We start from the raw sequence: 21,100 nt of genomic DNA on the forward strand, positions 1-21,100 counted from the left end.
GTTACCACAAAAATGCTCAGATCTTACGATCTGAGCATTTTTATAAACCTTGTACAGCCTTATTTAAAACATTTGCAGCAACTCCCGGAACTTATGAAGCGTCGGATATTCTCCTTCTACTTCTCCAAATCCATATGCCGCATAAATCATCGGAACGCCCGCTTTTTTACACGCATCTGCATCTCCTTGGGTATCCCCCACATACACAGCCTCCCGAATATGATTTCTCTCCATAATGATCCGGATGTTTTCCGCCTTCAGCTTCCCCGTATCTCCCGGACAGGTATGATCTGTAATCACATCTTGAAGTCCTGTATTCTTTAAAAAGGCTTCAATATATCCTTCCTGACAATTGCTTACAATGCAGAGTTTATACGTTTGCGCCAATTGTCTAAGCACTTCCGGAACGCCTTCATACACCTTACACGGCGCTGTCTCCATCCATTTATTCTGATGACGAAACAGCACTTTTGAAAGTTCCAGCTGCTCTTCTTTGGTCAGTTCCACAAACAAATCTGCCATAATTTCTTCTAATGGCTTACCGAACTCTTTCTTCAATTCTTCTTGTGTCACCCTGCGTTTCACTTTTGTCTCTTTCTCTAACGCATCATTCCAGGCAACCGCTACTTCTTTTGTCGAATCCCACAATGTACCATCCACATCAAAGATAATTGCTTCCATAATCCTTTATTTCCCCTATGCTTCTTCCCGGTCATTCGTTAATTTCAGCCGATCCAGAATATAGAATACCAGACTCAAAATCATTCCTACAATACATGCCAGTACCATTCCCGTTAGCTCAATATCTCCAAACTTCACCGCAATTCCTGACAATCCTGTTACAAATACCACGGATGTCAGAGTCAGATTTCTTGAAAGTCCATAATCCACCTGAGAATCCACCAGAATCCGGATACCGGACGCTCCGATCATTCCATATAACAAGAACGAAATTCCTCCGATTACAGGTCCTGGTATCGTCTGAATCAGCATAGAAAGTTTTCCTACAAAAGAACATATAATAGAAAGGAAGGCTGCTCCGGCAATCACCCGCACACTGTACACTCTTGTCACTGCCATCACGCCAATGTTCTCTCCATACGTCGTTGTTGGAACAGAACCGATCAATCCTGAAATCATAGTGGAGAAATTGTCTCCAAAAAGAGATCTATGAAGACCTGGTTTCTTCAGAAGATCCCGGCCGACAATTTTACTGGTTACGACCTGATGTCCGATATGTTCAGAGGTAATCACCAGAAGTACCGGCAAAATCATCATAATAGCTCCCATATCGAATTTAGGCATCTGGAAATTCGGCAGTGCAAACCAGGAAGCTGACGCCACCTGTGAAAAATCCAGAATTCCGCAGGCAAGAGCTGCAACATATCCTGCAATAACCGCAATTAAGATAGGAATTACCGATAAAAATCCCCGGAACAGAATATTTCCAAATATCGCAACACCAAGTGTCACTGCAAATACAATCACATTTCTAGGATCTACCTTATCCGCCAGAAGACCTGCGTTATCCGCTGCAGATCCGGATAATTCCAATCCAATCAATGCAACTACCGGTCCCATAGCCGCAGGCGGCAATACAACATCAATCCAATCTGTTCCACATTTATAAATAATAAAGGATAAAATACAGCCGAAAAATCCGACTGCCACAAAGCCACCCAACGCATATTCGTATCCTAATTTGCTGATTACAATTCCTGCCGGAGCAAGAAACGCAAAGCTAGAGCCCAAATAGGCCGGAGCCTGTCCTTTTGTTACTGCAATAAACAATAATGTTCCCACACCGTTCATAAACAACACGATTGCCGGGTTAATCCCAAACACGAACGGCACCAGTACCGATGCGCCAAACATCGCAAACATGTGCTGAATACTCAGCGGCAGAAGCAGTTTAAATGGAACCTTATCTTCTACCTGAATAATCTTACGACTTTCCATCTTTCATTTCCTCCTGTGTCTCTCCTGACATACCTTGCGCTGGTCTGTATCACAAAGGCCAGCGCGTTACATTCTTGTATATTCTATCACACCAGACCCCAAAAGGAAACGAAAAATCTTTAAAATAGTTCTTTCACCGCTGGATAAATTTTCCGGAATTCCTGATATCTTTCCTCGTATTTTTGAACCAGATCTGCCTCAGGTTCAATGGTATCGATTACCTTAACCACCTTCTCGGCAACGGTCTCTACATCTGGATACGCTCCACATCCGACTGCCGCAAGCATCGCTGCTCCCAGAGCCGGACCTTCCTCACTCTCAATTACATCCACCTTGAGATTCATAATATTTGCAATCATTTTCTTCCAGAGAGGGCTTTTGGCTCCGCCACCGCAAATCTTTGTCCGTTCAAGCTGAATTCCCAGACTTCTGGCAACTTCCAGAGAATCTCTAAGACCAAATGCTACACCTTCCAGCACAGCCTGCGTCATTTCCTCCCGCGTGGTATCCATAGACATTCCGATAAACATTGCCCTTGCATCCGGATTGTTATGCGGAGAACGTTCCCCCATTAGATACGGCAGATAAAAGACATGATTTTCTCCAAGGCGGCAAATGCCTTCCTGTTCTGCTTTGAAATCTTTTGTCTTCAAAATCTCTTCGCTCCACCACTTATTGCAGGAGGCTGCGCTAAGCATACATCCCATCAAATGATAATTTCCATCCGCATGAGCAAAGGAATGCAGTGCATTATGCTCATCCACTCCAAAATTCCTGCTGGAGATAAAAATCGTCCCGGAGGTTCCAAGCGAAATATTGCAGCGTCCATCTCCGACCGTCCCGGTTCCCACAGCTGCAGCTGCATTGTCCCCCGCACCCGCAATTACTTTCACATTTTCAGACAGACCAAGATCCTTTGTAATCTCTGCTTTCAGCGTACCTACTACCTCATAGCTTTCATAGAGTTTCGGAAGCATTTCCTCCGTGATTCCACAGATCTTTAGCATTTCTTCCGACCATCTTCGATTCTTCACATCCATCAAAAGCATTCCAGATGCATCCGATACATCCGTGCAAAAACTTCCAGACAAGCGATAGGCCAAATAATCCTTCGGCAGCATAATTTTTCTGATTTTCCCAAAATTCTCCGGCTCATGTTCTTTCATCCAGAGAATTTTCGGAGCTGTAAATCCTGCAAATGCAATATTTGCCGTGTATTCTGACAGCCGTTCTTTTCCAATCACCTGGTTGAGATATTCGGTCTCCTTACCGGTTCTTCCGTCATTCCACAAAATTGCCGGACGAATCACCTGATCTTGTTCATCTAATACTACCAGACCATGCATCTGCCCCCCGAAACTGATGCCTGCCACTTCTTCCTTCGGATATCCTGCCAATAATTCTTTGATTCCTTCCATAGACTGATCAAACCAGTCCTGCGGATTCTGTTCAGACCATCCTGGATTCGGGAAATAGAGCGGATACTCTCTTGAAGCGATATTCTCAATCTTTCCGTCCTCATTCATCAGCAAAAGTTTTACCGCCGATGTCCCAAGATCTACTCCAATGTACAGCATATTTATGTCCTCCTTCTTATCATGTCTCCATTATGATCTAATTCTAACACAGCCAGATCTAAAACTCTATCATATATATTTTTTCAGCACATAAAAACAATCCTGTCTTTTAGAATACAAAAACAGGGACCCTCAAATCAATGAGAGTCCCTGTGATAATCTTATCTATCGCTTAACACAAAGTTATTGCAAAAGATTACTCGATGATGTCTTTAACAACACCAGATCCTACTGTACGTCCACCTTCACGGATAGCGAAACGAAGTCCCTCTTCCATAGCTACTGGGTGAATCAGTTCAGCTGTCATCTCGATGTGGTCTCCAGGCATACACATTTCAACACCTTCTGGAAGGTTACATACACCTGTTACGTCTGTTGTTCTGAAGTAGAACTGTGGACGGTAGTTGTTGAAGAATGGAGTATGACGTCCACCTTCATCTTTTGTTAATACGTAAACCTGAGCTGTAAATTTCTTGTGGCATGTTACGCTGCCTGGTTTACACAGAACCTGTCCTCTTTCGATCTCTGTTCTCTGAATACCACGAAGAAGAGCACCGATGTTATCTCCAGCCTGAGCCTCATCAAGAAGCTTACGGAACATCTCAACACCTGTAACAACTGTCTTCTTAGTATCTTCGTGAATACCAACGATTTCAACTTCGTCAGATACATGAAGAACACCACGCTCTACTCTACCTGTAGCAACAGTTCCACGTCCTGTGATAGAGAATACGTCCTCTACTGGCATCAGGAATGGCTTATCTGTAGCACGCTCTGGATCTGGAATGTAGCTGTCAACAGCATCCATAAGTTCCATGATCTTGTCTCCCCATGGTCCGTTTGGATCTTCAAGAGCCATAAGAGCAGATCCCTGAACAACTGGTGTATCATCTCCTGGGAATTCGTACTCATCAAGAAGTTCACGAATTTCCATCTCTACTAATTCAAGAAGTTCTTCATCGTCAACCATATCACATTTGTTCATGAATACAACGATGTAAGGAACACCTACCTGACGAGAAAGCAGGATGTGCTCTCTTGTCTGAGCCATAACTCCGTCTGTAGCAGCAACTACAAGGATAGCTCCGTCCATCTGAGCTGCACCTGTGATCATGTTCTTAACGTAGTCAGCATGTCCTGGGCAGTCTACGTGAGCGTAGTGACGTTTCTCTGTCTCGTACTCAACGTGAGCTGTAGAAATAGTGATTCCACGCTCTCTCTCTTCTGGAGCCTTATCGATGTTCTCGAAGTCTACTTTAACGTTTCCTGCAACTCTTTCTGCCAATACTTTTGTAATAGCAGCTGTTGTAGTTGTTTTACCGTGGTCAACGTGACCGATTGTACCGATATTACAATGTGGTTTTGTTCTTTCAAATTTAGCTTTAGCCATTTTGAATATCCTCCTTATTATAGTGCCTTATAAGGCAAAATTTAATTGTTTACGTTTTGCTCGGCTATCTCTGATTATATTTCAAATCAAAGTGTTTTTCAAGCTTTTTTAGCATTTAATTAATCATTTTTACCGGATAAGATCTTTTCCTGTACAGATTTCGGTACTGGCTCATATTTCTCGAAGAACATTGAGTAGTTACCACGTCCCTGTGTTCTGGAACGAAGATCTGTAGAGTATCCGAACATTTCGGACAACGGAACATATCCACGTACGATCTTACCGCCGCCAAGGTCATCCATTCCTTCGATACGTCCACGGCGAGAGTTAATGTCTCCAATAACATCTCCCATGTACTCTTCCGGCATGGTTACTTCAACCTTCATAATAGGCTCAAGAAGAACCGGAGCTGCCTTCTTCATAGCATCCTTGAATGCTAAAGATCCGGCAATGTGGAATGCCATTTCACTTGAATCGACTTCATGGTAAGAACCATCGTATACGTTAGCTTTAATACCAACAACCGGGAATCCTCCAAGGATACCAGACTGCATAGCCTCTTCGATACCTTCACCGATCTTCGGAATATATTCCTTCGGAATTGCTCCTCCGACTACGGTAGACTCGAACTGGAATGTCTCCTCACCGTTAACATCCATTGGCTCAAATTTAACTTTACAGTGTCCGTACTGTCCACGTCCACCTGACTGTTTTGCATACTTGCTGTCAACATCAACCGCTTTTGTAAATGCCTCTTTGTATGCAACCTGAGGAGCACCTACATTAGCCTCTACCTTAAATTCGCGAAGCAGACGGTCAACGATGATTTCCAGATGAAGCTCACCCATTCCGGCGATGATTGTCTGACCGGTCTCGTGATCTGTATGAGCACGGAAGGTCGGGTCTTCTTCTGCCAGTTTTGCAAGAGACTCTCCAAGTTTACCCTGGGAAGCTTTTGTCTTAGGCTCGATAGCGAGCTCGATAACTGGCTCTGGGAATTCCATAGACTCCAGGATTACCGGATGCTGCTCATCACAGATGGTATCACCTGTAGAAGTGAACTTAAATCCGATCGCTGCTGCGATATCTCCTGAATAAACTTTGTCTAATTCTTCTCTCTTATTTGCGTGCATCTGAAGGATACGTCCCACACGCTCTTTTTTGCCTTTTGTAGCATTCAGTACATAAGAACCGGAGTTCATTGTACCAGAGTAAACTCTGAAGTATGCCAGCTTACCAACGAATGGGTCTGTCATAATCTTGAATGCAAGAGCTGCAAATGGCTCTTCGTCAGAAGAATGTCTTACTGTCTCATTTCCGTCCATATCAACACCCTGGATTGCAGGAACGTCTAATGGAGATGGCATGAATTCGATGATTGCATCAAGAAGCTTCTGAACACCTTTGTTTCTGTAAGCAGTACCACAGCAAACCGGTACAGCATCACATTCACAAGTAGCTTTTCTCAGCACAGCTTTCATCTCTTCAACAGTAGGCTCTTCTCCTTCCAGATACTGCATCATCAGATCGTCGTCTAACTCACAAACCTTCTCAACCAGCTCTGTGTGATAGAGTTCTGCATCTTCCTGCATATCTTCTGGAATATCAGTAATGGAGATATCATCTCCCTTATCATCATTATAGATGTAAGCTTTCATTTCAAACAGATCGATAATTCCCTTGAATTCATCTTCTTTTCCGATCGGGATCTGAAGACAGATTGCATTCTTACCTAATCTTGTTTTAATCTGCTCTACTGCATTGTAGAAATCAGCACCCAAAATGTCCATCTTGTTGATGAATGCCATTCTTGGTACGTTGTATGTGTCAGCCTGACGCCATACGTTTTCTGACTGCGGCTCAACACCACCCTTAGCACAGAACACACCAACAGCTCCGTCCAGTACACGAAGGGAACGCTCAACCTCTACGGTAAAGTCTACGTGTCCAGGGGTATCAATGATATTGATACGGTGCTCTAAAGCGCCAGCTTTTGGCTTGCAGTTTTCCTGCAGTGTCCAGTGGCATGTTGTAGCGGCAGAAGTGATCGTGATACCTCTTTCCTGCTCCTGAGCCATCCAGTCCATGGTAGCAGTACCTTCGTGGGTGTCACCGATCTTATGATTTACACCGGTATAGTAAAGAATACGCTCTGTTGTCGTAGTCTTACCAGCATCGATATGAGCCATAATACCAATGTTTCTTGTTCTATCTAATGGATATTCTCTTCCTGCCAAGATCTTTTCCTCCCTTAGAATCTGTAATGAGCAAATGCCTTATTAGCCTCTGCCATCTTATGCATGTCTTCTTTCTTCTTCACAGATGCACCAGTGTTGTTTGCTGCATCAAGAATCTCGTTTGCCAATCTTTCTTCCATTGTCTTTTCTCCTCTTTTACGAGAAAACAATGTTAACCAACGAAGCGCTAATGCCTGTCTTCTGTCAGCTCTTACTTCGATTGGAACCTGGTATGTTGCACCACCGATACGTCTTGCCTTTACCTCAAGTACTGGCATAATGTTGTTCATTGCCTCTTCAAACACTTCGATAGCTGGCTTGTCGGATTTCTCTGCAACTCTTTCAAATGCTCCATATACAATCTTCTGAGCTACACCCTTCTTACCATCAAGCATGATGTTGTTGATAAGCTTTGTAACCACTTTGTTGTTGTATAATGGATCCGCTAATACGTCTCTTTTTTGAGTATGTCCTTTACGTGGCACGGTTCTTCCCTCCTTAAACATTTTAATTTAATTCATCGGTACTCACATGTGTCCTCTAATGATACAGTGTAGTGCTGGGTATAGGCCATACCTCGCGGCATTGCCGCTGATATCTATATCCCTTGCAACTTACTTAATCATAGTTCTGTTTGTGACTACGGTTTTGTTTGGTAAATCCTAAGATTTACTTTTTAGCGTCTTTTGGTCTCTTAGCGCCGTATTTAGAACGAGCCTGTCTTCTCTTTGCAACACCTGCTGTATCAAGTGTTCCACGAACGATGTGGTAACGTGTACCTGGAAGGTCTTTTACTCTTCCTCCACGGATCAGAACAACGCTATGCTCCTGAAGGTTGTGTCCTTCTCCTGGAATGTAGCTTGTTACTTCGATACCGTTAGACAGACGAACTCTGGCGATCTTTCTAAGAGCTGAGTTAGGCTTCTTAGGTGTAGCTGTCTTAACTGCTGTACATACACCTCTCTTCTGCGGAGCAGATGCATCTGTACTTCTCTTTCTTAAAGAGTTGTACCCTTTCTGAAGCGCTGGAGCTGTAGACTTCTTTACAGCTGTCTGACGTCCCTTCTTTACTAACTGGTTAAATGTTGGCATTCTCTTTCACCTCCTACGATTATAATAAGCTGCATATTCATCTTCATGAATATCGGCACAAAAATATAATGCCCTTTTGTGCACGCTAAATTAGTGTATTACTATTTTTCACGGTTGTCAAGATGTTTTCCCGGATTTTCTGGAATCTTGGCATTTCAGCAGTATATATATAAGAAATATTCCTGCCAACAGCCCCGCCGAATCAATCAGAACGTCCGTCAGCCGTCCGCTTCTTCCCGGAACAAACAGCTGATGGAACTCATCACTGGCAGCATAAAATGCTCCCACTGCAAACATTATTAAGCTTCCCCGCTTCGCATCCGGTATATAGCTATTCCACGTAAGCATCAATAGAATCCCCAGAATCGCATATTCCGATGCATGTGCACATTTCCGAATAGGGTATTCTATCTTCTCGGTAAATTCCTGCTGGCGATCTTTCTCCCATTCTTCATAGCCCGGGACAAGTTTCTGCAAGATCAATGTGCCGGCAGACATGCTCATCTCTGAGGACTCTTTTGCAGGCGCCGCTGAAAACCAGAAAATAATGCACATCCAGGCAAGCGTTAATCCTGTATAAATGATCCGTTTCATAAATCTTCCTTACAAGCCCAGCACATCTGCGATTGCGCCCATCTCTTCCAATGCCACATCAATCAGATCATCTAAGCTAAGCCCTGTAAACTCAATGGATTCCATATAGTCTCGATTTGCTCCGGACGCAAAACGCAGCTCGTTAAAACGCTTCATAACCGATTTGTGCTTTACACTTGCAATCTTCTTATCCGGATAAATCTGCGCAACCGCCTTTACAAATCCACTCATCGGATCTGCCGCAAGCACCGCATACTGCAATTTCGTCTTTGCTTTCATTCCGCTCTTTGGATTGTGTGCACAAATCGCATCAAATAAAACCTTGTCCTCGATGCCTTCTTTTTTCAGAATCTCTACCGAAGTTGGGCCATGCACACTCATATCATTCTGCCAGTCGCACTGCTCCTCGTCTAAATCATGGAGAAGTCCTACAATCCCCCAGTATTCCACTTCATCCGGTGCAAGTCTCTTTGCAAGCCCTTTCATAATTGCTTCCACTGCGTAGGAATGTACAATATAATTTTCACCCTTCATATATTTCATAAGTATCTCATGTGCTTGTTCTCGATTCATTTTCTATTCCTCCTCTAATGTCTAATTGCTGTAGCCATTGTAGCACACCTCTCTATAAAAAGGAAGGTTTGAACCCTTCCCCATTCTCCTGTATAATAGAAAGAAATCAGCTTACGAATACATGATTTTAGAAAACAAACACATTTAGAAAGGACTCATCATGCATATTACAAGCCAAACATTTCTTATTATCTGTCCACTTCTATTCCTGGCTGGAATGATTGACGCCATCGGCGGAGGCGGCGGTCTCATTTCAATTCCCGCTTACCTGATTGCCGGGCTGCCGCCCCACACGGCCATCGCCACCAACAAACTGTCCTCCGCCTGCGGAACCACTCTTGCAACCATCCGCTTTGCCAGAAACGGACTCATTCACTTAAAACTTGCCATTCCCGCCGTTATTATGGCAATGATCGGCTCTTCCATCGGAGCTCACTTATCGATGCGGGTGCCAGAGCAGATTATGACTGGTCTGATGGTTGCCATTCTCCCAATTTCTGCTTGTCTGGTACTGAACAAAAAGCTCTTTCACGATCAGGGATCTGACGAAGTGATCTTAAATCGCCGCACCTATCTGACCGCCGCCATATCTGCATTCCTAATCGGCGGTTACGACGGATTCTACGGTCCCGGTACCGGAACATTTCTCATCATTGCATTCACCGTTTTTGCAAAAATGGGAATCAAGACGGCAAACGCGCAGGCAAAAGTAATCAACCTGACCACCAACATTACTTCTCTTCTCATTTTCCTTCTAAACGGACAGGTTCTACTTCCCGTTGGTCTTGCCGCAGCGGCATGCAACATGATCGGAGGTCACCTCGGCGCAGGACTCGTTATGAAAAATGGTGCCCGAATTATCAAGCCCAGCATCCTTCTTGTTCTCCTTTTGCTGGCATTAAAAGTGGCAGGCCCATTCTAGCCTGCCATCTTTCTTACTCTTTTGTTTTTATTTCCGGCATATGTCCACAGCTTCCACTGCAGCCGGCGCAGCCGCCGGAACATCCGCAGCCGGAACTGCCATTTTTCTTCTGCTGATGTCTCTTTAGCACAACATACGTACAATATCCCAAAATCAGCGCAACTATGAGTAAATCAATCATCTCATTTCTCCTTTCCCTAAGAAGCCGGACGCTCTTTTTTCTATTTTTCTTAAATATTTGCCGCCTGTACCGAACGCTTCGTATACATCTCGTTTTTCTTTCCCGGATCCGGGCGCAGCAACAGGAATAAAAACAGAATTGCCACTAAGATTCCCACCGCCGAACCAATTCCAAACGCACCGCCCATCATTAGCGATCCAATCTGGTAAACACTCAGACAAATCAAATACGCGAAAACATTCTGGAATAAAACCGCAAACCAAAACCATTTTCTGGACTGCATTTGCTGCGCCATGGTAGCAATCGCCGCCAGGCACGGGGAATCCAGAAGATTAAACAGCAGGAAGGAAAATGCTGCCAGCGCACTTGGAAACCAGACGCTAACTGCCTGCGCCACCGTCACTGCATCTTCAGTGTCACCACTTACATTTGCCAATACACCCATGGTAGATACAATCGCTTCTTTGGCTGTAAATCCAGACAAGGACGCCGCCACAGGCTGCCACTCTCCGAATCCAAGCGGTGCAAAAATCGGTGCAATCACTCCACCAATCATTGCCAACAGACTGTCTCCGCTTTCTTCTACCATTCCAAATCCCGCATCTGTAAATCCGAATCCACCCAGGAACCACATCACTACACACGCCAGGAACAAAATCGTTCCCGCCTTTATGATAAATCCTTTCAGCCTTTCCCATACATGGAGAAGTACCGTTTTGGCCTGAGGAATATGATACTGAGGAAGTTCCATAACGAACGGCGCCGGTTTTCCTGCAAAAGGTTTCGTCTTTTTTAAGATAATCGCAGATACCAAAACAGCTGCAATTCCAACAAAGTACATCAGTGGAGCCATCAGGCCTCCCACTTCATAACTTCCCGTCGCATAGCTGGTCATCACGCCTCCCATTAATGCAATCACCGGAAGCTTGGCTCCGCAAGGAATAAAGGTTGCAGTCATAATCGTCAGCCGTCTGTCATTGTCCTGCTCAATGGTTCGTGACGCCATAATTCCCGGTATTCCACATCCTGAAGAAATCAGCAGCGGAATAAAGCTTTTGCCGGAAAGTCCAAAATGGCGAAATACTCGGTCCATTACAAACGCAATCCGCACCATGTATCCACAGTCTTCCAAAATGGATAACAATAGAAACAGAATCGCCATCTGCGGAACAAACCCAAGCACTGCTCCTACGCCGCCGATAACGCCATCTACCACTAGACTTGACACCAGGTTTCCTACGCCCAGATTCTCCAGCAGGGCGCCCGCCGCATTCTGAATTGCCACCACAAAGGTATCATTGGTCCAGTCCGTCATAAAGGTTCCTACCGTTGTAACAGAAAGATAGTAAACCACAAACATAACTGCAATGAAGATCGGAATTCCGAATATTCTGCTTGTGACAACCCGGTCAATTCGGTCTGATACCGTCATCTTTTCTTTCGATTTCTTTACGGATGCCTCCACAACTTTCTGTACAAACTGATAACGCTGATCCGTTACAATACTCTCCATGTCATCATCGTACTTTTCTTCAAGCTTTTTCCGAATTTCATCCACACTCACATGAGAAGAAGCTCCTGTTTTCCACCGTCCCATTACTTTTTCATCCTGTTCCAGCAATTTTACCGCATACCATCTCTTCTGTTCTTCCTCGACTTCCGCAGGCAAAAGATCGCTCACCCGCTCTACTGCCTGTTCCAGATCTTCTGAGAAAATCCGCTTCGGAAGGTTTTCTCGATCCATCTTTGCTGTGCGGCGAATCTCCGAAAGAAGTTCCGAAAGTCCCATCCGCTTCAGCGCAGACGTCTCAATCACCGGGCACCCCAACAGATTGGACAGCTTCCTGATATCAATACGAATCCCTCTCTTTTGCAGAAGATCCGCCATATTCAGCGCGATCACAACCGGTATTCCCGTCTCAATCAGCTGTGTTGTCAGGTACAGATTCCGCTCAATATTCGTGGCATCCACCAGATCAATGATAACGTCCGGTCGTTCTTCCAGCAAATAGTTGCGGCTTACTACTTCTTCCAATGTATAAGGAGACAGAGAATAAATTCCCGGAAGGTCTGTAATCGTCATTCCTTCCTCATTGCCTTTTCCTTTCAGCTTTCCTTCCTTTTTCTCCACGGTAACTCCCGGCCAGTTCCCAACGTATTGATTCGCTCCCGTCAAAGCGTTAAACATCGTCGTTTTTCCACAGTTTGGGTTCCCGGCAAGCGCCACTCTCATTTCCATCTTGTCTTCCTCCTTTATTCTATCGCACCTGTACACATTCTGCATCATTTTTCCGAATAGAAAGTTCATAGCCTCTCACTGTAAGTTCCACCGGATCTCCCAGCGGCGCCACCTTACGAATGTAAAGTTCACTCCCTTTTGTAATCCCCATGTCCATAATCCGACGTTTATAAGCGCCGTCTCCTTCGATCTTTTCCACCACTACGGTGCTTCCTACTTTTGCTTCCCCTAATGTCATATTCTTCTCCTTTTGTCCTTAACTTCACTCAATCTTCATTTTAAAAAGCAGCTAAATCATAATGTGTTTTGCCATATCCCGGTTAATGGCTACCCTGGAATCCTTCACATTGACAATCACATTTCCTCCCAGCGAAGAGAGCACCTCTATCTTGGTTCCAACTACAAAACCAAGATTTTCCAAAAATCGTCTGGTTTCTTCATTTCCACTGACTCTGCGGATCACATTACTCTCGCCTGTTGTCATCATTGTAAGCGGCATCACATCACATCTCCTTTATGATATATTTCCTTGTTTGATATTGATTATCATTTGCTTTTATATTCTATACGCTTGTGCCCACTTTGTCAATAGTGATATTGATAATTTTTTTCATTTAAAATCAGGCAGTAAAAAAAGATACACCGAAGATTTTCTCTCCGATGTATCCTTCTTCTTTATAAGCTTTATTCTTCTACGATCTCTTCTTCAACCGCTTCAACTTCTTCACTTTCTGCGCTTTCTAATGTCTCGTCTTCCAGCGTCAGATCCAGTTCTTCCTCTTCCAGCAGTTCTTCTTCCAGCTCATCGGACTGAAGTCTGATATCACGATATTTTCTCATACCCGTACCTGCCGGAATATGTTTACCGATAATAACGTTCTCTTTCAGACCTACCAATGGGTCAATCTTACCTTTGATCGCTGCCTCTGTCAGAACTTTCGTCGTCTCCTGGAAAGATGCTGCTGACAAGAAGGAATTGGTTGCCAGAGATGCTTTGGTAATACCAAGCATGATCTGTTCTCCGGTAGCCGGTGTCTTGCCTTCTGCCTCTAATGCTTCATTCACATCTTCAAATTCCAGTCTGTCAACATTGGTTCCCGGAAGGAATTCTGTATCTCCAGCTTCTTCAATGCGAACTTTCTTCAGCATCTGACGAACAATCACTTCGATATGCTTATCGTTGATCTCAACACCCTGAAGACGATATACACGCTGTACTTCCTGGATCATGTAATCCTGCACAGCACGAAGTCCCTTAATCTTTAAGATGTCGTGTGGATTCACGCTACCTTCTGTCAGCTCGTCTCCGGCCTCTAACTGTACGCCATCCTGAATCTTAATTCTGGATCCGTAAGGAATCAAATATGCCTTAGACTCTCCGGTCTCATGGTTTGTTACAATGATTTCACGTTTCTTCTTCGTATCATTGATATTTGCAGTTCCTGCAAATTCTGTGATAATTGCAAGACCCTTCGGCTTTCTGGCTTCAAAAAGCTCCTCGACACGAGGAAGACCCTGTGTGATATCGTCACCGGCAACTCCTCCTGTATGGAAGGTACGCATGGTCAGCTGTGTACCCGGTTCTCCGATAGACTGAGCTGCAATAATACCTACTGCCTCTCCTACCTGTACCGGCTCTCCGGTCGCCATGTTGGCGCCGTAACACTTCGCACACACACCACTGTGAGAACGACAGGTCAGAATCGTACGAATCTTGATCTGTGTCAGAGTCTCGCCGTTCTCGTCTACACCCTTCTTCATAATCAGTTCTGCACGCTTTGGTGTTACCATATGGTTTGCTTTTACAAGAATGTTTCCATCCTTATCAACGATATTTTCGCACAGGTAACGTCCTGTAATACGCTCCTGCAAGCTTTCGATTTCTTCATTTCCATCCATGAATGCTTTTACATACATTCCTGGAATCTCGCCGTTCTTCGGAGCACAATCTACTTCGTGGATAATCAACTCCTGAGATACGTCTACCAGACGTCTGGTCAAATATCCTGAGTCGGCTGTACGAAGGGCTGTATCAGACAGACCTTTACGCGCTCCATGCGCAGACATAAAGTACTCCAATACGTCCAGACCTTCACGGAAGTTGGACTTGATTGGAAGCTCGATCGTACGACCTGTTGTATCTGCCATCAATCCACGCATACCTGCAAGCTGTTTGATCTGCTTGTCGGAACCACGGGCTCCGGAGTCAGCCATCATAAAGATGTTGTTGTACTTGTCAAGACCAGACAACAGTGCCTCTGTAAGGGCATCGTCAGTTGCCTTCCAGGTCTCTACAACCTCTTTATAACGCTCTTCCTCTGTGATCAGACCACGCTTAAAGTTCTTTGTGATCTTATCTACTGTATCCTGCGCCTGCTGAATCATCTCCGGCTTCTGCGGAGGCACGGTCATATCTGAAATAGATACCGTCATAGCAGCTCTTGTAGAATACTTGTATCCAATGGATTTTACCGCATCTAAAACTTCTGCTGTTGCGGTAGAACCATGGGTATTGATTACTTTTTCAAGAATCTGTTTTAACTGTTTCTTTCCTACGTGGAAATCCACTTCCAGAAGAAGTTCATTGCCTTCTACTTCACGGTCAACGAATCCTAAGTCCTGAGGAATAATTTCATTGAAAATGAATCTTCCCAGTGTAGACTCGATCGTTCCCGTCATCTCTTCTCCGTTTGGAAGAGTCTTTGTCACACGCACTTTGATGCGAGAGTGAAGTGTCACTGCATCATTTTCGTATGCAAGAATCGCCTCGTTAACGCTCTTGAAGAATTTGCCCTCTCCCTTAGCTCCCGGTCTTTCCTGTGTCAGATAATAGATACCAAGAACCATATCCTGAGAAGGAACGGCTACCGGACCACCATCAGAAGGCTTCAAAAGGTTGTTTGGTGACAACAGCAGGAATCGGCACTCTGCCTGTGCTTCTACAGATAACGGAAGGTGAACCGCCATCTGGTCACCGTCAAAGTCGGCGTTATATGCAGTACATACCAATGGGTGAAGTTTAATCGCCTTACCCTCTACCAGAATCGGCTCAAACGCCTGGATTCCCAATCTATGAAGCGTAGGGGCACGGTTCAACATAACTGGATGCTCTTTGATAACGTCTTCTAAGACATCCCATACTTCTGGCTGAACTCTCTCCACCATCTTCTTTGCATTCTTAATATTATGCGCAGTTCCATTCTGAACAAGTTCTTTCATAACGAATGGCTTGAACAGCTCAATTGCCATTTCTTTCGGCAGACCGCACTGGTAAATCTTAAGTTCCGGTCCTACGACGATAACGGAACGTCCAGAGTAGTCAACACGCTTACCTAACAGGTTCTGACGGAAACGTCCGGATTTACCTTTCAGCATATCAGACAGTGACTTAAGCGCTCTGTTTCCAGGTCCTGTTACCGGACGACCGCGGCGTCCATTGTCGATCAGGGCATCTACAGCTTCCTGCAGCATTCTCTTTTCGTTTCTTACGATAATATCTGGCGCGCCAAGCTCAAGCAGACGTTTCAGACGGTTATTTCTATTGATAATTCTTCTATACAGATCATTCAGGTCAGACGTAGCGAAACGCCCTCCATCCAGCTGTACCATCGGACGAAGATCCGGCGGAATCACCGGAATCGCTGTCATAACCATCCACTCCGGCTTGTTTCCAGACTCACGGAATGCTTCCACAACTTCCAGACGCTTCACAATTCTTGCTCGTTTCTGTCCGGTTGCTCCCTTTAAGCCTTCCTGCAGCTCTGTATATTCTTTTTCCAGGTCAATATTTCTAAGCAGTTCCTGGATGGATTCAGCTCCCATTCCTACACGGAACGTGCTGCCCCATTTTTCTCTTGCTTCCTGATATTCCTGCTCAGACAGCACCTGCTTATACTGAAGATCTGATTCTCCTTTGTCCAGTACAATGTAAGAGGCAAAGTACAGAACTTTCTCCAATGTTCTTGGAGACAGGTCAAGAATCAGTCCCATACGGCTTGGAATTCCTTTGAAGTACCAGATGTGAGACACCGGAGCGGCCAGGTCAATATGACCCATACGCTCACGACGCACACTTGCTTTGGTAACCTCTACGCCACAGCGGTCGCAGACCACGCCTTTATAGCGGATCTTCTTGTACTTTCCACAGTGACACTCCCAGTCCTTGCTTGGTCCGAAGATCTTCTCGCAGAACAGACCATCCTTCTCAGGTTTCAGGGTTCTATAGTTAATTGTCTCAGGTTTTGTAACTTCTCCTCTGGACCACTCCAGAATCTTCTCAGGTGATGCCAAACCGATTTTGATTGCATCAAAAGTCATTGGCTGATATGTTTGTTCCTTATTATTTTCTGGCATACTGGCACCCCTTCCTATTCATCATCTGACATATCATCATATCCATAGTCATCCGTTTCTTCAAATTCCATGCTGAATTCTTCGTCTTCAGGCTCTTCTACATCCACAAGTTCTTCTCCCTGGAATTCCTGCTCGGTGTATCCGTGTGCCCCAAGATCATCGTCCTGACGGTACTTTCTGTCTCCTTCAATTAATGAGCGGAAATCGGTCTCTCCCATATCGGCAGTCTCCATAATCTCCACTTCCGTATTGTCTTCACGCAGCACCCGTACGTCCAGTCCAAGAGACTGAAGCTCTTTTAAGAGTACCTTGAATGACTCCGGAATTCCTGGCTCCGGAATGTTCTCTCCTTTGATGATCGCTTCGTATGTCTTCACACGTCCGATCACATCATCAGACTTCACGGTCAGGATTTCCTGAAGGGTATAAGATGCACCATAAGCCTCCAGAGCCCAAACCTCCATCTCTCCGAAACGCTGTCCACCAAACTGCGCCTTACCTCCTAATGGCTGCTGTGTTACCAGTGAGTAAGGACCAGTTGAACGGGCATGGATCTTATCATCAACCAGATGATGCAGTTTCAGATAATGCATGTGTCCAATCGTTACCGGGCTGTCGAAGAACTCTCCGGTACGTCCATCGCGCAGACGAACCTTACCATCTCTGGAAAGCGGAACGCCCTTCCACAGTTTTCTGTGATCTCTGTTGTCATAGAGATATTTCAGAACTTCCGGAAGAAGCTCTTCTTTATGCTTCGCTTCAAATTCTTCCCAGCTTAAGTTGACATAGTCATTTGCCAGGTCAAGCGTATCCATAATATCATTCTCGTTCGCACCGTCAAAGACTGGTGTTGCGATGTTGAATCCAAGTGCTTTTGCAGCCAGGGAAAGGTGAATCTCCAATACCTGACCGATATTCATACGAGAAGGCACACCCAGCGGATTCAGCACGATATCCAGCGGACGTCCGTTTGGCAAAAACGGCATATCCTCTACCGGAAGTACACGGGAAACGACACCCTTGTTACCGTGACGTCCGGCCATCTTATCACCCACAGAGATCTTTCTCTTCTGTGCGATATAGATGCGCACTGCCTGTGTCACGCCAGGAGATAATTCGTCTCCATTCTCTCTTGTAAATACTTTCGCATCTACAACGATACCATATTCTCCATGAGGTACTTTCAGGGATGTATCTCTTACTTCGCGTGCCTTTTCTCCAAAGATCGCACGAAGCAGTCTTTCTTCTGCTGTCAGCTCTGTCTCACCCTTCGGCGTTACCTTACCAACCAAGATATCTCCTGCACGCACTTCGGCACCAATACGGATAATACCTCTTTCATCCAGGTCTTTGAGGGCTTCATCGCCGACACCCGGAATATCACGGGTAATCTCTTCTGGTCCTAACTTGGTATCACGAGCTTCTGCCTCATATTCTTCGATATGAACAGATGTATAAACATCATCCTGTACCAATCTCTCACTTAAGAGAACCGCATCCTCGTAGTTGTATCCTTCCCAAGTCATGAAACCGATCAGAGGGTTCTTACCAAGCGCCATCTCTCCGTTAGACGTAGACGGTCCGTCAGCAATCACATCTCCTGCTTCTACGCGGTCGCCCTTGAATACGATTGGTCTCTGGTTATAACAGTTACTCTGGTTACTACGAAGGAATTTGGTCAGTTTGTATTTCTTTAAATTGCCATCTGCCTGACGAATCACAATCTCTGTAGAAGTAGAACGCTCTACCACACCGGCTTCTTCTGCTACGATACATACACCGGAGTCAACCGCTGCTTTTTCTTCCATACCTGTTCCGACAACCGGAGCTTCAGTCATCAGAAGCGGCACTGCCTGACGCTGCATGTTAGATCCCATCAGCGCACGGTTCGCATCGTCGTTTTCCAAGAACGGAATCAGCGCTGTCGCAACAGAGAACACCATCTTAGGAGAAACGTCCATGTAATCGAACACTTTTCTCTCGTATTCCTGAGTCTCTTCGCGGTAACGACCAGATACGTTCTTGTGCATGAAGTGACCTTCCTCGTCCAAAGGCTCATTCGCCTGTGCCACATGGTAGTTATCCTCTTCATCTGCCGTCATGTAAACAACCTCTTCCGTTACCACCGGATTTGCCGGATCATCATGGTTGATCTTACGGTACGGAGCTTCGATAAATCCATACTGATTAATTCTTGCATAGGTTGCAAGAGAGTTGATAAGACCGATGTTCGGACCTTCAGGGGTCTCAATCGGACACATTCTTCCGTAGTGAGAGTAGTGTACGTCTCGGACCTCGAATCCGGCACGGTCTCTTGACAGACCACCTGGTCCAAGTGCAGACAGACGTCTCTTGTGAGTCAGCTCACCAAGCGGGTTATTCTGATCCATGAACTGTGACAGCTGAGAAGATCCGAAGAACTCCTTCACCGCTGCAGTTACCGGTTTGATATTGATCAGGGACTGAGGTGAAATTCCTTCCTGATCCTGCGTCGTCATTCTCTCACGAACAACTCTCTCTAATCTGGAAAGACCGATCCGATACTGGTTCTGAAGAAGTTCTCCTACAGAACGGATACGTCTGTTACCCAGGTGGTCGATGTCATCATCGTTTCCAAGGCCATATTCCAGATGCATATTATAGTTAATAGAAGCAAAAATATCTTCTTTTGTGATATGTTTTGGAATCAGATCGTGAATATCGCGTCTGATTGCGTCTTTCAATTCATCGATGTCGCCTGCTGTCTCTTCCAGGAGTCCTGCCAGAACCGGATAGTATACCAGCTCTGTCACGCCAACTTCCTGCGGATCAATATCTACAACACTTGCCAGGTCTACCATCATATTGGAAAGAACTTTAATGCTTCTTTCCTCGTCTGCTCTCTCGATCCATACATACGGAACAGCAGCATTCTGAATCTCTTCCGCCAGTTCTCTGGTGATCTTGGTTCCAGCTTCAGCAATTACTTCACCTGTCAGTACGCTTGCAACAGGCTCTGCCAGAATCTGACCTGTGATACGGTTCTTAAGCGCAAGCTTTTTATTGAATTTGTATCTTCCTACTTTTGCAAGGTCATAACGTCTCGGATCAAAGAACATGCTGGTAATCAAGCTCTCTGCACTGTCTACTGCCAGAGGCTCTCCCGGACGAATCTTCTTATATAATTCCAGAAGGCCTTCCTGATAATTGGTCGCAGCATCTTTCTCGAAACTTGCCAGAATCTTCGGCTCCTCACCGAACAATTCTACAATCTCTGGATTTGTACCAACGCCCAGCGCACGGATCAGCACGGTAATCGGCACCTTTCTTGTTCTATCTACACGTACATAGAAAACGTCATTGGAGTCCGTCTCATATTCCAGCCATGCACCACGGTTTGGAATTACAGTGGAGGAATACAGCTTCTTACCGATTTTATCATGTGCAATTGCATAGTAGATTCCCGGGGAACGAACCAGCTGACTGACGATAACACGCTCAGCTCCATTGATTACGAACGTACCGGTGCTTGTCATCAGCGGCAGATCTCCCATGAATATCTCATGTTCGTTGATCTCGTCTGTCTCTTTATTGTGAAGTCTCACTCTCACCTTCAACGGCGCAGCGTAAGTTGCATCACGTTCCTTACACTCCTCGATGGTGTACTTCACCTCATCCTCGCATAAGGTAAAATCTACAAATTCCAGACTCAAATGACCACTGTAATCTGCAATTGGGGAAATATCATCAAATACTTCTTTTAACCCCTCATCCAGAAACCACTGATAAGAATCCTTCTGCACTTCAATCAGGTTCGGCATCTGAAGAACTTCTTTTTGTCTGGAATAGCTCATACGAGAACTTTTTCCACTTTTGATGGGACGAATTCTGTTTTTCTCCATATTGACGTTTCACTCCTCTATCTTTTTTTTGTGGGCTGCGAGCTGCCCATACTACATTGCAATCCTTTAGAAACGGGATTTTCAAACCGTTTCTGCACGAAA

Annotated in this window: 16 protein-coding genes; 1 reads left to right on the top strand and 15 read right to left on the bottom strand. The window is 45.1% G+C overall.

The features are described 5' to 3' along the window. Nucleotides 1-63: 63 nt before the first annotated feature. The 9 genes from C0979_RS05580 to C0979_RS05620 all read right to left on the bottom strand — a co-directional run bounded on the left by C0979_RS05580 (nt 64) and on the right by C0979_RS05620 (nt 9,422). Nucleotides 64-681: an HAD family hydrolase gene (locus C0979_RS05580; protein WP_242962652.1), complete on the bottom strand. Its 618-nt coding sequence runs from the start codon at nt 679-681 to the stop codon at nt 64-66. Between the two features lie 15 nt (nt 682-696). Next, nucleotides 697-1,959, bottom strand: coding sequence for a uracil permease (gene uraA, locus C0979_RS05585; RefSeq protein ID WP_101695071.1), 1,263 nt, complete (start codon nt 1,957-1,959; stop codon nt 697-699). Between the two features lie 119 nt (nt 1,960-2,078). Beyond that, complete coding sequence (gene xylB / locus C0979_RS05590; protein ID WP_101695072.1) at nt 2,079-3,536, bottom strand: xylulokinase; 1,458 nt, start codon at nt 3,534-3,536, stop codon at nt 2,079-2,081. A 196-nt stretch (nt 3,537-3,732) separates the two neighbouring features. Then, the gene (tuf, locus tag C0979_RS05595) at nt 3,733-4,926 is read right to left on the bottom strand and encodes an elongation factor Tu (protein ID WP_101695073.1); all 1,194 of its coding nucleotides are present in this window, start codon (nt 4,924-4,926) and stop codon (nt 3,733-3,735) included. Nucleotides 4,927-5,045: 119 nt separating this feature from the next. Beyond that, nucleotides 5,046-7,163, bottom strand: coding sequence for an elongation factor G (gene fusA / locus C0979_RS05600; RefSeq protein ID WP_101695074.1), 2,118 nt, complete (start codon nt 7,161-7,163; stop codon nt 5,046-5,048). Between the two features lie 14 nt (nt 7,164-7,177). Continuing rightward, nucleotides 7,178-7,648 (bottom strand): 30S ribosomal protein S7, encoded by a 471-nt coding sequence (rpsG, locus tag C0979_RS05605; RefSeq protein WP_207653806.1) that lies wholly within the window; start codon nt 7,646-7,648, stop codon nt 7,178-7,180. Nucleotides 7,649-7,832: 184 nt separating this feature from the next. Continuing rightward, entirely contained in the window at nt 7,833-8,255 is a 423-nt protein-coding gene (rpsL, locus tag C0979_RS05610; RefSeq protein ID WP_101695076.1) for a 30S ribosomal protein S12, read from the bottom strand. A gap of 117 nt (nt 8,256-8,372) precedes the next feature. After that, nucleotides 8,373-8,849, bottom strand: coding sequence for a VanZ family protein (locus C0979_RS05615; protein ID WP_101695077.1), 477 nt, complete (start codon nt 8,847-8,849; stop codon nt 8,373-8,375). Nucleotides 8,850-8,858: 9 nt separating this feature from the next. Further along, entirely contained in the window at nt 8,859-9,422 is a 564-nt protein-coding gene (locus C0979_RS05620) for an HD domain-containing protein (RefSeq protein ID WP_101695078.1), read from the bottom strand. A 160-nt stretch (nt 9,423-9,582) separates the two neighbouring features. Between C0979_RS05620 and C0979_RS05625 the strand changes: the two genes are divergently transcribed. Continuing rightward, nucleotides 9,583-10,344: a sulfite exporter TauE/SafE family protein gene (locus C0979_RS05625; RefSeq protein ID WP_101695079.1), complete on the top strand. Its 762-nt coding sequence runs from the start codon at nt 9,583-9,585 to the stop codon at nt 10,342-10,344. Between the two features lie 13 nt (nt 10,345-10,357). On the opposite strand, the gene C0979_RS05630 is transcribed toward C0979_RS05625, so the two are convergent. The 6 genes from C0979_RS05630 to rpoB all read right to left on the bottom strand — a co-directional run bounded on the left by C0979_RS05630 (nt 10,358) and on the right by rpoB (nt 20,998). After that, nucleotides 10,358-10,525 carry a FeoB-associated Cys-rich membrane protein gene (locus tag C0979_RS05630; RefSeq protein ID WP_101695080.1) on the bottom strand — a complete coding sequence of 56 codons (168 nt, stop codon included), beginning with the start codon at nt 10,523-10,525 and terminating at the stop codon, nt 10,358-10,360. Nucleotides 10,526-10,574: 49 nt separating this feature from the next. After that, on the bottom strand, nt 10,575-12,764 hold the full coding sequence (gene feoB / locus C0979_RS05635; RefSeq protein ID WP_101695081.1) for a ferrous iron transport protein B: 2,190 nt from the start codon (nt 12,762-12,764) through the stop codon (nt 10,575-10,577). Between the two features lie 19 nt (nt 12,765-12,783). Further along, nucleotides 12,784-13,002, bottom strand: a complete 219-nt coding sequence (locus tag C0979_RS05640) for a FeoA family protein (protein WP_101695082.1) — start codon at nt 13,000-13,002, stop codon at nt 12,784-12,786. 51 nt (nt 13,003-13,053) lie between these two features. Beyond that, the gene (locus tag C0979_RS05645; RefSeq protein ID WP_101695083.1) at nt 13,054-13,263 is read right to left on the bottom strand and encodes a FeoA family protein; all 210 of its coding nucleotides are present in this window, start codon (nt 13,261-13,263) and stop codon (nt 13,054-13,056) included. Between the two features lie 185 nt (nt 13,264-13,448). Next, complete coding sequence (gene rpoC, locus C0979_RS05650; protein WP_101695084.1) at nt 13,449-17,117, bottom strand: DNA-directed RNA polymerase subunit beta'; 3,669 nt, start codon at nt 17,115-17,117, stop codon at nt 13,449-13,451. 14 nt (nt 17,118-17,131) lie between these two features. Further along, nucleotides 17,132-20,998, bottom strand: a complete 3,867-nt coding sequence (rpoB, locus tag C0979_RS05655; RefSeq protein ID WP_101695085.1) for a DNA-directed RNA polymerase subunit beta — start codon at nt 20,996-20,998, stop codon at nt 17,132-17,134. Nucleotides 20,999-21,100 lie beyond the last annotated feature (102 nt).

This window comes from Dorea phocaeensis (genome assembly GCF_900240315.1).
GTDB classification, from domain to species: Bacteria; Bacillota; Clostridia; order Lachnospirales; family Lachnospiraceae; genus Dorea_B; species Dorea_B phocaeensis.

What these genes read in the sequence shown, in the direction of transcription:
- C0979_RS05640 (WP_101695082.1), bottom strand. Translation starts at nt 13,002, where the DNA reads ATGACATTAGGGGAAGCAAAAGTAGGAAGCACCGTAGTGGTGGAAAAG.
- C0979_RS05620 (WP_101695078.1), bottom strand. Translation starts at nt 9,422, where the DNA reads ATGAATCGAGAACAAGCACATGAGATACTTATGAAATATATGAAGGGT.
- rpsL (WP_101695076.1), bottom strand. Translation starts at nt 8,255, where the DNA reads ATGCCAACATTTAACCAGTTAGTAAAGAAGGGACGTCAGACAGCTGTA.
- C0979_RS05625 (WP_101695079.1), top strand. Translation starts at nt 9,583, where the DNA reads ATGCATATTACAAGCCAAACATTTCTTATTATCTGTCCACTTCTATTC.
- C0979_RS05615 (WP_101695077.1), bottom strand. Translation starts at nt 8,849, where the DNA reads ATGAAACGGATCATTTATACAGGATTAACGCTTGCCTGGATGTGCATT.
- C0979_RS05630 (WP_101695080.1), bottom strand. Translation starts at nt 10,525, where the DNA reads ATGATTGATTTACTCATAGTTGCGCTGATTTTGGGATATTGTACGTAT.
- rpoB (WP_101695085.1), bottom strand. Translation starts at nt 20,998, where the DNA reads ATGGAGAAAAACAGAATTCGTCCCATCAAAAGTGGAAAAAGTTCTCGT.
- uraA (WP_101695071.1), bottom strand. Translation starts at nt 1,959, where the DNA reads ATGGAAAGTCGTAAGATTATTCAGGTAGAAGATAAGGTTCCATTTAAA.
- tuf (WP_101695073.1), bottom strand. Translation starts at nt 4,926, where the DNA reads ATGGCTAAAGCTAAATTTGAAAGAACAAAACCACATTGTAATATCGGT.
- C0979_RS05580 (WP_242962652.1), bottom strand. Translation starts at nt 681, where the DNA reads ATGGAAGCAATTATCTTTGATGTGGATGGTACATTGTGGGATTCGACA.
- feoB (WP_101695081.1), bottom strand. Translation starts at nt 12,764, where the DNA reads ATGGAAATGAGAGTGGCGCTTGCCGGGAACCCAAACTGTGGAAAAACG.
- xylB (WP_101695072.1), bottom strand. Translation starts at nt 3,536, where the DNA reads ATGCTGTACATTGGAGTAGATCTTGGGACATCGGCGGTAAAACTTTTG.
- C0979_RS05645 (WP_101695083.1), bottom strand. Translation starts at nt 13,263, where the DNA reads ATGCCGCTTACAATGATGACAACAGGCGAGAGTAATGTGATCCGCAGA.
- rpoC (WP_101695084.1), bottom strand. Translation starts at nt 17,117, where the DNA reads ATGCCAGAAAATAATAAGGAACAAACATATCAGCCAATGACTTTTGAT.